We start from the raw sequence: 12,690 nt of genomic DNA, 5'->3' as shown, positions 1-12,690 counted from the left end.
CGCTCTCCGTGCCTTCACCCTCATGGACGTCCGTCCCCGCCGGGGGTTGCAGGTGGATCGAAAAGTTTTTTCGGAAGTCCGCGGTCGGGCTCCGGGAAGCCCACTGCGTGGACGCTGACACGGTCGAACTGTCCAACACCAATCGGCGATCCGGAGACACGACCTGTGGGCCGGATCGAGCCGCTGCTGCCGGTGCGGCAGCAGCGGCTTCGCAAGTTCGCCCGGCCGCCGCTGGACGACCGGGGCTGCCTGGAGGGGATCCTGTTCGTGCTGCACCCAGGGATCCAGTGGGAGTGGCTGCCCCCGGAGCTCAGCTTCGGTTCGGGGCTGGCCTGCCGGAACAATGCAGTTGAGGCCGGAGGATCAGCCCGGCACACTCGCCTGGTGAGCCGCAACAAACACACGGGCCGATGGGACGGGCCCTTGTACAGGGTCCGCACGGAGCACTTCGAGGCCGCGTTCCTGCCGAGTGCCGACGAGCACGTGGACTCGGTGGAGAGCATCGACGTCTTCGTGGACCTCAACGACGGCACCCGGTGGAGTGCGACCGTCATCACCCTGGCTCAGGTGAAGACCGTCATGGAGCGGTGGGCGGCGACCGGGGAGGCTCTGGACGGCGCCTACTTCTCGTGCTCGGACGGCATCATCGTCCGCGATGCCGGTATCGGCAACATGACCCAGGTCCTCGTCGGCCTGGTGGAGACCGGGGACTTCACGCACGTCCTTCAGCGCGTCGACGAATGACCGCAGCCCCGGTCCACGACGAGCTGATTCTGAACCACCCGAGAGCGGCCCTGGCTGAGCCGGGGGACAACCGTTCTGAGGAACACCATGCTCTCCGAGTACCAACAGCAGTTGGGGGGAGCGATTCCTCGCTGCCCCCGTCATCCCGGCACCCCGCCCCTGGCGGCCCGTCACCGCACGGCGAACGCCCATCGGCGGGCTACTCGGGGTCGGCTGCGCGGTCGGCCCGGCCAGAGGCCTGTTCGCGCCGGGCCCGAGCGGCGAGCTCCTCCCACCGGCCGCGGGCAGTGGTGCGGCCGAGGAACCGGCAGGCCGCCTCGGTGGCCCGGGCGAGGGCGCCCCGGGTTGGCGGCCATGAAGTCGGAGAGGCTCTGCGACCGTCACTGGCCGAGGGCAGGGTGCGGCCGGGGGGCGCCCGGCCGCAGCCTGCGGTGTCGCGGGCCGGGCAGCGGCTACTTCACGAAGCTCTCCACCACCTTCGGCGGCCAGACGCCGACCTCGAGCGCGCCCATCGAATAGGCGCGGGACACCGGGGCTGCCCGGTTCGGGACGCGCAACTTCCGCAGCAGGCAGGTGACGTGGTACTCGACGCCCTGGCGGCTCAGGTAGAGCCGGGCGGCGAGCGGGACGGTGGAGACGCCGGCCGCGATGCCCTCGAGGATCCGGGCGTCGATCTCGCTGAGCAGCTTCTAGCGGTCGGTGACCACCTCGGACTCGGCCGCCTCGCCGTCGCGGTTGGGCATCATCACCATGATCGAGGACTCGTCGGGCCGGCCGCCGCGGACCATCACGGCGGTGAGTGGGACGGTGAACGCCTCGCCGTCCGGACCTACCGCTATGACGTCGGTCGCGAAGCGGTCGCGCGTCCATGGCGGGCACGGTCGCTTCGCCGAGCGCCGCGGCGACACGGGTTCATCCGTGCTCGGTATTCCGTTAAGCCGGAACGGTTAACCCTCGGCGACGTTTGTCACACCCCCACTACAAAGCGGCGTATTCAGAAGATCCGTTTTGCGGATCATCCAGGAGCGTCATGCGAACTCGAATCACCACCCTGGTCCTGTCCGGGCTGACAACCGCCGCCCTCGCCCTGAGCGCCGGCACCCCGGCCCACGCCACACCCGCCGCCGACCCCACCTCGGCCACCGACCCCACCCAGGCCCAGGGCACCTGGATCGACAGCCTCCTACGCCTGGCCGACAACACCACCACCACGGCCAGCGACACCTGGACCTTCACCGGCAACGCCGCCCCCACCCACCGCGCCGACAGCGGGACCAGCGCCGACACCGGCATGGACACCGGCCCCGTCCCGGACGCCGGGACCGAGCAGCCCCCCACCGACGCCCAGGAGCCCACCGGCCAAGCCGAACGCCCCGCCGACCAGGCCGCCACCACCCTCCCCGCCCCGGCCGACCCCTCCGGCGACTGCACCGAACCCGGGCACGAGCACCACGACCACATCACCAGCCCCAACCCCGGCGGCCACTGCATCTGCCTCCCCGACATCCCGAACTGGCAGCACGGCGAGCACGGCCAGCACGGGGAACACGGCCAGCACGGCGAACACGGCCAGCACGGCGAACACGGCGAACACGGCGAACACGGCGAACACGGCGAACACGGCGAGCACGGCGGCCAGGAACAGGGTCAGGGACAGAACGGCCAGCAGAACCAGGGCCAGGACCAGAACCAGGGCCAGAACCAAGGTCAGGACCAGAACCAGGGCCAGGGCCAGGAACAGGGTCAGGACCAGCACGCCGCGCAGAACCAGGGTCAGGACCAGCACGTCGACGTCACCGTCATCCTGCAGAACAACACCACCACCAACCTCAACAACAGCACCACCAACACCGCCACCAGCGCCTCGAACAACACCGCGCAGAACAACGCCCAGAACACCGCCCTCACCAACCAGACGACCTCACAGACCAACCACCTCACCAACTACCAGACCCAGACCAACCACAACATCAACAAGCCCAGCACCCCCCAGCACCACCACGGTGAACTCGCCCACACCGGCGCCCCCACCACCCCCACCCTCCTCACCCTCACCACCGCCCTGCTCGCCACCGGTGCCGCCGCCCTCCACATCAGCCGGCGACGCCGCACCCCGGAGAAGAGCTGACGGAACGGCGCGACACCCACCTCTGGTCACCCATCGGTCGTCGAGCCGGTCGCGGGAATGGCAGAGCCGTAGTGGTGTCGAACGACCAGTAGGGCCGGATCGAGCCGCTGCTGCCAGTACGGCAGCAGCGGCTTCTGCATGACAGGACCGGCTGGCCGCAGGGGCTCGGTTTCAGCCTCGGCATGACCTACGGGCGACGCCGGCGAGGCTGGCCCGAGGCCGGGGTGCGGGCCGCCTGCACGAGGTGATGCCGACCGAGCCGCACCGCGCCGGCGAGCTGCGCCTGTCGTGGACGGTGTTCGACGGCTCGCACCGCCAGGCTTACCGCAGCGGCCCGACCGAAGCCGAGCCCCGGGGAGTGGCCGGTGGTGGCATGGTTCCGAGGGAAGGGCCCGAGGGGCGGGCCGCGGTCGGTTGTGCGTCAGTGGTCGTTGCTGTCGCCGGACACGCAGGCGTCGCCAGCAGATGAGTGGGCAGCCCAGGGTGGGGAACGCTTGGTGGACGTCGTCGCGGATCTCCCAGCGGATCCGCAGGCGGGGCGCACGCCGTTACCGTCGTCGAGGCCTACTCGTATCGCACCCCGGCGCGGTCGAAGGTCAGACGGTCTCGCCGTAGTAGCCGCCAATCGCCCGGTGGTAGTCGGGGTCGGTGGTGTGCCGGTCCTTGTCGTACGGCGGTGAGTTCTTCACCTCGTCCTTGGTCCGGTTCACCCAGACGGTCCGCTCGCCGGTGTCCACGCGCCGGATCGTGCCGGCCGGGAGCAGCACTTCGCGGCCGAAGATCCAGGGGCCGGTGTCGACCACGATGTGCGCGGAGTCGACCTCCTCGGTGTGCCGGTCGACCTTGCCGATGTGACCGTCCTCGGCCTCGACCCGGTATCCGGTCAGGTCGGTGCCCGGGGTGTAGCCCTCGGCGTTGCTGTAGCCCCACAGTCCGCTGCTCACAACCGCCTCCTCGTCGAACGGGTCCTTCGTGGTGCGCTCGTCGGCTTCCCCCGGCCGGTCGGAGCATGCACCGCGCGGCGGCGCTCCGCGTCGGAGGGGCCGGGGAGTGGATGCCGTCTTTTCGGGGAAACCGGTGGCCAGCCCCACCGACCTGGAGGACCCTTCGAGATGAGCGACATCCCGATACCGAACGCCCAGCGGGCGCCGATGCTGCGGCGACACCCCCGGCACGAGCGCCGCGGGGAGGGGCGGCTGCCCGCGATGGTGGCCACCCTGGTGGCGATCCTGCTCTACCTCGCCCTGCCCGAGCCCCTGCTCGTCGGCCCGCGCTACGTCCTGCCGGCCCTGGAGGTGCTGCTGCTCATCCCGCTGGTCGCGGTGAACCCGCACCGGATGACCCGCCAGAACCGGCTGTCCAGGACCCTCTCCCTGGCCCTGGTCGGCATGATCGGCGCGAGCAACCTGCTGGCACTCGGGCTGCTCGTCCACGCGCTGGTGTCCACGGACGTCAAGGACGGCGGATCACTGCTGATCGCCGCCCTCCAGGTGTGGGCCACCGACGTCATCGTCTTCGGTCTCGCGTTCTGGGAACTCGACCGCGGCGGCCCCGTCGTGCGCACCCAGGTGCCGCGCAGCCGGCTCCCGCTCGCGGACTTCCGGTTCTCCCAGGACGAGAACCACGACGCGGTGGAGGAGGTCGCCGACGGTTCCAGCCGCTCCTGCGACTGGGCCCCCACCCTGATCGACTACCTCTACGTGTCGGTGACCAACTCCACCGCCTTCAGCCCGACCGACACCATGCCGCTCTCCGCCCGCGCCAAGATCCTGATGAGCGTGGAGAGCATCGCCGCGCTCATCACCTCCCTCCTCGTCATCGCCCGCGCGGTCAGCGCCCTGCACTGATCCGCCCGGCCTGCTCGGGTGCTCGGGACGACGGCGGGGAGGAGGGTGTCCCGGGCGGGAGGCACGCGCCGCTGGACTCTCCCACCGTGGGAGAGTCCAGCATGATGGCGTGCACGACGAACTCCTCACCATCGGGCGCTTCGCCCGCCTGTGCCGACTCAGCGTCAAGCAGCTGCGGCACTACGACGACACGGGGCTGCTGACTCCCGTCCACGTGGACGCCGGCTCCGGGTACCGCTACTACGCGCCCGAACAGGCGCCTGACGCCCTGACCATCGCCCTGCTGCGCGAGATGGACCTTCCCCCGGCCGTGATCGCCCGGGCCCTGGCCGCCGGGCCCGAGCGCAGGGCCGGGATCCTGCGCGCCGAGCGGGACCGGCTGGCCGAACGGATCAGCCGGGACCAGATCCGACTGGAGATGCTGGAGCGGCTGGTGGAAGGCGGTCTGCCCGGCTACGAGGTGGCGCTGGTCAGGGAGCGGGAGCGACGACTGGCGGTGGTACGAACGGTCTGCGCCCCGGCGGGGATCGGAACCGGGATCGAGGAGTGCGCGGGGCGGCTCCTGCCCGCGCTCGGCAGGGCCGGAATCCCCTGGCAGCCACCGCTGTGGGGGCTGTACCCACTGGACCTGGACGAGCGGATGGACATCGCCGTCGGAGCGCCGACGCCGCACGGCGAGGGCGTGCCCGGCCTGGACTTCGAGGTGCTGCCCGGCGGGCTCGTCGCCGAGACCACGCACATCGGACCCTACGGGCACCTTCCGCTGGCCTACAACGCGCTCCTCGCCGCCGTCCACGAACGCGGACTGCGCCCCCACGCCCCCGTACGCGAGGCCTATCTGGTCGGACCGGCAGAAGCACCGCAAAACGAACTGATGACCCGTGTGGTCATCCCGGTCGAGGAGAGCACGGCATGACCACGGTGATCGACGTCGATGCCCGCGGCACGCAGCACTGCGAGACGACAACCCTGGGGGTGCTGCTGCGCCACCAGGGACTCGACCTGTCCGAACCCATGCTGTTCGGCCTCGGCGCCGGCCTGTCCTTCGTCTACTGGGACGGCAGGAGCCTGGGCTTCCCCTTCCTCGGAGGACGGGTCAAGCCCTTCGACCTCACCCGGAACCTCGCCACCGGACTCGGGCTGGAGCTCCGGACCCAGGAGACCACCTCCCCCCGTAAGGCATGGGCGGATGTGGCGGCCTCGATCGACGCCGGCCACCCCGTCGGACTCCAGCTCGACAGCTACCACCTGGACTACTTCGGCTCCGAGGTCCACTTCGGCGGCCACGTCGTCGCCCTGTACGGCTACGACGACCACCGGGCCCATCTGGTGGACACCGCCCAGCAAGGCGGAGCGGTCTCCACCAGCCGGACCAGCCTCGCCCGGGCCAGGGCCGCCCGCGGCCCGATGACCGCCAGGAACCGGTCCTTCACCCTCACCGTTCCGCGCGACGCGCCCGCCCCGCACCGGCAGATCGTTCCCGCCATCACCGCCTGCGCCGACGCCTTCCTCAACCCGCCGATCGCCAACCTCGGCCACCGCGGCATCGAGAAGGCCGGCAGGCTGGTGCGCACCTGGCTCCAGCGCGCCGAGGACCCGCAACGGGACCTGCCCCGGGCCGCCCTGCTGATGGAGCGGGCCGGCACCGGCGGCGCCCTGTTCCGCAACCTCTACCGCGACTTCCTCGCCGAATGCACCGACCTGCTCGGCAGCGGCCACCTGCGCACCGGCCACACGCTGTACACCGAGGCGGCGACCCTGTGGACGGCGGTGGCGGCGCTGATCGCGAAGGCCGGTGAATCGGGCGATGCGCGGTACCTCGTCCAGGCCGGCTCGCTCCTCGGCGATCTCTCACGCATCGAGCGCGAGGCCATGGAGTCGCTGAGCCGGCTGGGAAGTGCGCCCACGGGTACGGTCCGGCACTGACAGCCTTCGGGAGCAGCCCGGCGGCGCTTCCTGCACCGCAACCACCCACTCCGTCGCCGGCCTCGGTCACGCTGCTGACGCGTCCTCACCGGCCAGGAAGGGATGCAGCAGCGCGAGCAGGGCGCGCGGGCGGTGCAGCGGGATGATGTGGCCGCAGTCCTCGATGACGTGTCCGGTGAGATCGTCGGTGACCGGCCGGAGTTGACGTTCCAGCGCGGCACCGACGGGCCGGGCGCCCAGCGCCATCGTCGGCACCGTCAGGCGGGCGGTGGCGACCGCCTGCTCGATCTGCGCCGCGCTCTCGGGCAGGGCTCGGTAGTACGCGAACGCGCGGCTCAATGCCTGGCGGCCGGTGTACGCGCGGACGAAGGCGTCCCGGACGGCGGGGCCCACTCCGTCGCCGAGTGTGCCGGTGCGCAGGAACCAGTCGACGTAGGCGGCCTCGTGGCCTTCCAGCACGGTCTCGGCCAGGCCGGGCTCCGCGGAGTGGAAGCCGAACCACCACGGCGGCCCGTCGGCGAGGAATTCTTCGGCGCCGGGCAGCCTGCCCAGAAGGGACTCCATGAGGACCAGGCGCCGGACGAGACCTTGGCGCCGCAGGGCGAGGAGGAAGGCCGGCGGGGCACCCGCGTCGATGCCCACCACCGCGGCCGAGGACACGCCGAGTGCGGTGAGAAGCGCCGCGGCGTCCTCGGCCAGGGTGCCGGCGTCGTATCCGGAGGCGGGCCGGCTGCTCGCGCCGAAACCGCGCAGGTCCGGCGCGATGACGCGGTAGCGGTCGGACAGGCCGGCCATGACGTCCGTCCACAGTTCCCAGGTGTGCGGGAAACCGTGCAGTAGCAGGACGGCCGGGCCCGATCCGGCGAGAGCGACGTTCAGTTCGACACCGTTGACGGGGACGCGCCGCAGCTCGGGCATGGAGAGGCTCCAGGTGTGGGGTGAGGAATGGTGACCAGGTCACGCTAGGGAACTATCCTGGGCCGTCCAAGACGGCACTTTCCCTTCAGGCGGTGAACCCCGAGTGACCACCTCGAGGCCCGGCGAACCCGGTCGGCGGCCCGGTGAGCGGGGAGATCTGCTGGATCCGCGCTGCCCGACGCGCGAGTTGCTCGACCGCATCGGCACCAAGTGGACGTCGATGGCGGTCAAGGTGCTGGCCCAGGAGGCTCCGGACGAACTCCGTTTCGCGGAACTGCGGCGCCGCATCCCGGGCATCTCGCAGAAGATGCTGTCCGTGACCCTGCAGAGCCTGGCCCGCGACGGCCTGGTCGCGCGCCGGGTGGAGCCCACCGTGCCGCCCGCCGTTCACTACCGGCTCACCGAGCTCGGCCTCTCCCTCGAACGAGCGCTCTCCACCCTGCGGATCTGGGCCGAGACCCACATGCCGGAGATCGACCGCAGCAATCGGCTGGCCGACGAGTCGGCCCCGAACTAGGCCAGGGCTCGGGCGTGTTAAGCCGGGCCCGTCCGCCGCCTCCGCGCCGCCCCCGAGCCGGGGCATCCGGGTGCGGGCGGTTCGGAATCCGGGTTCCCGTCAGACGAAGAAGGCGTTCATGCCGGGGACGTCGGACAGGTAGGTCTCGATCTCGGCGATCCTGCCGTCGCGCAGGCGGCAGACGGTGGTCAGGTGCTCGTCCAGGACCGCGTCCGGGCGCCGGGCGGTGTTGTGCAGCGACAAGGCCATGTTGTCGCGGCTGACCAGGACGTGCAGCAGCTCGAAGGAGACCCCGTAGGAGGCGATCTTCCGGGCGCGCTCGACCACGGCGTCCCCGCCGACGGCGGTGCCGCTGATGGTGTTGTCGCCCGGCAGGGTCCAGGTGGCGTCGTCGTGGAGCAGGGAGCGGATGGCGGCCCAGTCGCCGGCGGTGAGTGCGGCGTGGAAGCGCCGGCCGAGGTCGTGGGCAGTGGTGGTCATGGGAGTCCCTCCGGAATCTGGCGAGCAGGAGCACCCCGCTAAAGCAGAGCGGTTTGCTTTAGTGAGGCTAACGCCCCTCCGGCGCTTAAAGCAACCCGCTCTGCATTAACCTGGGGGCATGAACGCCGACACCCCCGCCAAGCGTCCCGGCGGCCGCAGCGCCCGCGTCCAGGCGGCGGTCCACCAGGCGGTCACCGACCTGGCCGCCGAGCGCGACGCGGCCCAGCTGACGATTCCGGCGGTCGCCGAACGCGCCGGGGTCAACCCCACCACCATCTACCGGCGTTGGGGCACGCTGCAGGCCCTGCTGGCCGAGGTGGCGGCCCTGCACGGGACGGACGCCCAGCCTCCCTCCAGCGGTGATCTGCGCACGGACCTCGAGGCCTACGCGGTCCGCACGCTCGCCGACCTGACCCGCCCCGGCGGCATCGCCTTCTTCCAGGCGGAGGTCTCCCCCGACATCGACGAGCGCCGTAGCGGCCTGCGCGAGTGCCTGCGGCGCGCCACCGCCGGACTCGACGCAGTCCTCGAAGCCTCGCGCGGCCGGGGCGAAACACCGCCGTCGCTGGAACGGCTGCTCGACCGGATCGTCGCCCCGCTCTACTTCCGGGTCGTCTTCTCCGTGCCGGGCACCGACGACGCCTACGCCCGCACCCTGGTCGCCGAGCTGTTCAGCCAGTCGGCCTGAGCGGGCCGTGACCGTTCCGCCGACCGTTCCGCCGTGACCGCTGCCGCGACCTGACGGCTCGCGGAGCCCCGCGCCCTGCGGAGGAGATGTCACCAGCGAGCCGCTCGTCGGCCACGCACGCGTCGACCCGATGTCGGCACCGACCCGACAGGCCGCGGACACGGCGCGGCCGTCGGTCCCGGGGCGGTCACGCGGGTCGGCTCGCCTTGCCGTCCAGCCAGAGCGTGTCGGAGGCGTCGCGGTGCGAACCGGTCGTGCCGACGTGCCTGGCGTCGATCTTCGCGCCGTGCTTGAAGACGTGGACCAGGGCCATGCCGTGCCCCCGGCCCAGGCCGTAGTCCTCCTTGAGCCACGTAAGGATGACTCCCGCCTTCGTGGCGGGGTCGGCGAAGCCGCGCTGCTCGGCCAGGGCGATGAACTGGCGCGGCGTCAGGCCGGTCTTGGTCTCGATGGTGTCCAGGTACGCCTGAAAGGACATGTGCTCTCTCCCACTCGTCTCGGTGTTGCTGGGGTAGACCGGCTCGAGGAGGAGAACTCATCGCTCGACGGCCGAGAAATTTTCCGGGGGTCGGCGGATGGGGGCGGCGTGAGGCTCCCGGAGAGGTGGATGCCCCGCCGGCCCGCCGACCGAGGGGTCGGGGCGCGAGGGCTGCCCTGCTGCTCCCCCTCAGCGCGGGACGGAAGGCTCGGGCAGGTGCGGAGCACCGTGACGGTGTACGTCACGAAGGGCGTCCGGCCGCGGTGAACGACAGTCACATGACTGATGCGGTACCGCCGGCGTCTGCGGGACGGTGAAGGCCGGGCAGCGTCCCGGCCCCCCCGATCGCGTCTACCGCGCGGGCGGTGTTCACCAGGCTCGTCCGCGCGCGTCGACGCACGCGGACGACCGCTTCCGAGGAATGACATGAATCTTCACCCGCGGTCCCGCACTCCTTTGGCGAGGATCACGACCGTGCTCGCACTGCTCTGCATCGCCTTCACCGCCTTCGTCGGCAGCGCCGGCACGGCGAGCGCCGATGTGCCCTTCCGATCGGTGAGGCACGTCTGGCTCGACCTCGACGAGGCGGGTAACGCCATGCAGCAGAGCTACACGCGCTTCATCACCAGCCTGCGGGAAGCCTCGGGCCACGACTGGCAGCAGCGCATGCGGCAGACTCAGGTAGCGGCGTCGGGCAACGAGCTGATCCGGGCCGACCTCAACTCCGGTTCCGCCCGCGTGCAGTTGTGGATCAGCCCCGGGGACCTCTACGTCCGCGGCTTCACGGCGATGAACGGCGTGACCTACTACTTCGTGGAGACCGGCGACGGCGGCCGCCGGCCGTACAACCTCGGCGAGGTCATGAACAACATCCGGCGGGGCAACGACTCCAGCGTCGGCCTGCTCCCCAGCGGCCGGTTCGAGAGCCTGCGCACCTCCTCCAACTACGGCGCCCTCTCCCAGGTGGCCAACCGCGCGCTCGGCGGCATCCAGTTCAGCTTCGGCAGCGCACGAGACGCGATCTTCAACCTGGCGTACACGACCAACCCCGGCCCCGACAGCCAGCACGTGGCCCGGTCGCTGATGTCGCTGATCCAGTTCACCTCGGAGGCCGCCCGGTTCTGGGAGATCTACAGCCTCGAGGCGACCGTCATGGCCAACGGCGGACGCACCATCAACGGGCTCCCGGGCAACCTGCAGGACCTGGAGCACAACTGGGGCAACCTGTCCGACTTCTCCCAGCGGCTCGACCGGGGGGAGAACCCGCCCGCCGTCTCCATCCCGAGCCTGGGGGTCTTCCGGACCCTGCTGGACGTCGCCAACCGGCTGGCGATGATCCAGTCCGCGCCGACCACCAGCCAGGTCAAGGGCGACCCCTGGCACACGGAGCTCTGAGCTGACCCCGGGCGGGGCCGCACCGGCGGCCCCGCCCGGGAGCGGTCGTCCGTGGAGCTCCGCGGCGGGGCGCAGCCCTGCCGTCGCCGTTTTCACCGCGGTCGGCGGTGCGACGACCAGCCGGCGCCGCGCCGTCGCCGGCCTGCCGGGCCGGTGGGCGGCCTCGGGGACACGGTGGGCGCGACGCTGCCCACCGGTCAGGCCGGGGGCAGGCCGAGCGCGGTGCGGCTCTCGCCCACCAGCCGCAGCGATCCGAGCACCACGACCAGGCCGCCGGGGCCCACCAGGTCGGCCGCCCTGCGCAGTGCGGTGGCGGTGTCGGGGGCGGTGACGGCGCCGGCGCCGGCGCGCCGGGCGGGTGGCAGTCCGGTGTGCAGCGCGGCGGGATCGCTGGCGTCGGGCGAGCCGGTGCGGGTGAGGACCAGCGGCCACCGGTCGGGCAGCGCGGCGAGCATCGCGGGCGCGTCCTTGCTGCGCGTCGCGGCGAAGACGACGGCGGCCCGCGGGGTGCGGGGGCTGTCGGCCGCTCCCGCGATGCGTTCGATCTCGGGGACCACGGTGGCCACGCCCTGCGGGTTGTGGGCTCCGTCCAGGAGGACCCGGCCGTGCCAGCCGTCCAGCCGGGCGTCGGTGAGCAGTTCGAGCCGGCCGGGCCAGCGGGTGGCGGCCAGTGCCCGGCGCAGGGGTTCGTCCGTCGGGATCCGGGCGTGGCCGCGCTCGGCGAGCGCGGCCGCTGCGGCGAGGCCGAGGGCGAGGTTGTGGTGCTGGTGGGTGCCGGGCAGGGGGCAGGGCACGGCGCGGTGTTCGCCGCGCGGCGTCGCGACGTCGAGCACGGTGGCGCCGGCCGTGCCGCCGGGGCGGGCGGTGCAGTGGATGTGCCGGTCGACTTGCCAGAGGGTGAGGCCGGTGCGGCCGGCCAGGACCTCTTCGACGGCCGTCTGGGCCTGCGGGTCCAGGCGGCCGAGTACGACGTGGTCGCCGTCGCGCACGGCGCCGGCCTTGGCTCTGGCGATCTGCGCCAAGGTGCCGCCGAGCAGGTCGGTGTGGTCGAGTCCGACGCCGGTGATCACCTTGACGTCGAGCTCCAGGGCCCGGACCGCGGACCTGCGCCCGCCGATGGATGCCTCGGCCACGACGTGGGTGGCGCCGGCCCGCCGGAAGTGGGCGACGGCCACCGCGGTGCACAGGCCGGCGGCGGACAGCGGCAGGTGGTGCTCCTCGATCGCCGCCACCACCTCGGTGAAGGCGGCCGCGAACTCGGCGCGGCTGACCGGCCGTCCGTCGATCCGGACCCGCTCACGCGGCTCCTGCAGGTGCGGACTCGGCATGCTGCCCACCCGCTGACCGGACGCGGACAGCGCCGCGACGGCGAAGGCGGCGGTGGAACCCTTGCCGTTGGTGCCGACCACCATCGCCCCGCGCAGCCCGTCCTGCGGACGGCCGAGCGCCGTCAGCAGCTCGGGCAGGTTGCCGCGCCTCGCGTCGCGCTCCGTCCGCGGGAGCCGGTACAGCTCGCGGAGGTGGTCCGTACACTGCTGATAGTCCATGAGGTGCCATGCTGCCACCGGG

At 71.9% G+C, this 12,690-nt stretch carries 13 protein-coding genes and 2 pseudogenes; 9 read left to right on the top strand and 6 right to left on the bottom strand.

The window, feature by feature from the left end; genetic code table 11:
- Positions 1–165: 165 nt before the first annotated feature.
- Positions 166–330, top strand: a pseudogene (locus tag ACGF07_RS03855) (transposase); the annotation flags it as partial.
- 93 nt (positions 331–423) lie between these two features.
- Positions 424–744 (top strand): hypothetical protein, encoded by a 321-nt coding sequence (locus ACGF07_RS03850; protein WP_392895535.1) that lies wholly within the window; start codon positions 424–426, stop codon positions 742–744.
- 452 nt (positions 745–1,196) lie between these two features.
- On the opposite strand, the pseudogene ACGF07_RS03845 reads toward ACGF07_RS03850, so the two are convergent.
- Positions 1,197–1,607: pseudogene (locus ACGF07_RS03845) on the bottom strand (response regulator transcription factor); the annotation flags it as partial.
- A 167-nt stretch (positions 1,608–1,774) separates the two neighbouring features.
- Between ACGF07_RS03845 and ACGF07_RS03840 the strand changes: the two are divergent.
- The gene (locus ACGF07_RS03840; RefSeq protein ID WP_392895108.1) at positions 1,775–2,872 is read left to right on the top strand and encodes a hypothetical protein; all 1,098 of its coding nucleotides are present in this window, start codon (positions 1,775–1,777) and stop codon (positions 2,870–2,872) included.
- A gap of 596 nt (positions 2,873–3,468) precedes the next feature.
- Here the strand turns inward: ACGF07_RS03840 and ACGF07_RS03835 are convergent.
- Complete coding sequence (locus ACGF07_RS03835) at positions 3,469–3,816, bottom strand: PRC-barrel domain-containing protein (protein WP_350742528.1); 348 nt, start codon at positions 3,814–3,816, stop codon at positions 3,469–3,471.
- Between the two features lie 168 nt (positions 3,817–3,984).
- Here ACGF07_RS03835 and ACGF07_RS03830 point away from each other — a divergent pair, with 168 nt between their 5' ends.
- The 3 genes from ACGF07_RS03830 (at position 3,985) to ACGF07_RS03820 (ending at position 6,645) form a co-directional block, all read left to right on the top strand.
- Positions 3,985–4,719: a hypothetical protein gene (locus tag ACGF07_RS03830; RefSeq protein WP_350742526.1), complete on the top strand. Its 735-nt coding sequence runs from the start codon at positions 3,985–3,987 to the stop codon at positions 4,717–4,719.
- Between the two features lie 109 nt (positions 4,720–4,828).
- Positions 4,829–5,635 (top strand): MerR family transcriptional regulator, encoded by an 807-nt coding sequence (locus tag ACGF07_RS03825; RefSeq protein ID WP_392895104.1) that lies wholly within the window; start codon positions 4,829–4,831, stop codon positions 5,633–5,635.
- A complete protein-coding gene (locus tag ACGF07_RS03820) occupies positions 5,632–6,645 on the top strand; it encodes a BtrH N-terminal domain-containing protein (RefSeq protein WP_392895102.1) in 1,014 nt (337 codons plus the stop codon). Before ACGF07_RS03825 ends, ACGF07_RS03820 begins: the two co-directional genes overlap by 4 nt.
- A 66-nt stretch (positions 6,646–6,711) precedes the next feature.
- Here the strand turns inward: ACGF07_RS03820 and ACGF07_RS03815 are convergent, their stop codons facing one another.
- A complete protein-coding gene (locus tag ACGF07_RS03815; RefSeq protein ID WP_350742520.1) occupies positions 6,712–7,563 on the bottom strand; it encodes an alpha/beta hydrolase in 852 nt (283 codons plus the stop codon).
- A gap of 103 nt (positions 7,564–7,666) precedes the next feature.
- Here ACGF07_RS03815 and ACGF07_RS03810 point away from each other — a divergent pair, with 103 nt between their 5' ends.
- Positions 7,667–8,080: a winged helix-turn-helix transcriptional regulator gene (locus ACGF07_RS03810; RefSeq protein ID WP_392895099.1), complete on the top strand. Its 414-nt coding sequence runs from the start codon at positions 7,667–7,669 to the stop codon at positions 8,078–8,080.
- A gap of 99 nt (positions 8,081–8,179) precedes the next feature.
- Here the strand turns inward: ACGF07_RS03810 and ACGF07_RS03805 are convergent, their stop codons facing one another.
- Positions 8,180–8,560: a nuclear transport factor 2 family protein gene (locus ACGF07_RS03805; RefSeq protein ID WP_392895097.1), complete on the bottom strand. Its 381-nt coding sequence runs from the start codon at positions 8,558–8,560 to the stop codon at positions 8,180–8,182.
- A 118-nt stretch (positions 8,561–8,678) separates the two neighbouring features.
- Between ACGF07_RS03805 and ACGF07_RS03800 the strand changes: the two genes are divergently transcribed.
- Positions 8,679–9,248, top strand: coding sequence for a TetR/AcrR family transcriptional regulator (locus tag ACGF07_RS03800; protein ID WP_350742514.1), 570 nt, complete (start codon positions 8,679–8,681; stop codon positions 9,246–9,248).
- Between the two features lie 187 nt (positions 9,249–9,435).
- Here ACGF07_RS03800 and ACGF07_RS03795 read toward each other — a convergent pair whose 3' ends face one another.
- Positions 9,436–9,726: a DUF4287 domain-containing protein gene (locus ACGF07_RS03795; RefSeq protein ID WP_350742512.1), complete on the bottom strand. Its 291-nt coding sequence runs from the start codon at positions 9,724–9,726 to the stop codon at positions 9,436–9,438.
- 474 nt (positions 9,727–10,200) lie between these two features.
- Here ACGF07_RS03795 and ACGF07_RS03790 point away from each other — a divergent pair, with 474 nt between their 5' ends.
- Positions 10,201–11,121, top strand: a complete 921-nt coding sequence (locus ACGF07_RS03790; protein WP_350742510.1) for a ribosome-inactivating family protein — start codon at positions 10,201–10,203, stop codon at positions 11,119–11,121.
- 197 nt (positions 11,122–11,318) lie between these two features.
- Here the strand turns inward: ACGF07_RS03790 and ACGF07_RS03785 are convergent, their stop codons facing one another.
- Positions 11,319–12,668: a bifunctional folylpolyglutamate synthase/dihydrofolate synthase gene (locus ACGF07_RS03785; protein WP_392895093.1), complete on the bottom strand. Its 1,350-nt coding sequence runs from the start codon at positions 12,666–12,668 to the stop codon at positions 11,319–11,321.
- Positions 12,669–12,690 lie beyond the last annotated feature (22 nt).

The organism is Kitasatospora sp. NPDC048194, from assembly GCF_043202455.1.
GTDB lineage: Bacteria > Actinomycetota > Actinomycetes > Streptomycetales > Streptomycetaceae > Kitasatospora.
Note: the sequence above shows the minus strand (reverse complement) of the source record. Positions and strands in the feature narration are given on the sequence as shown.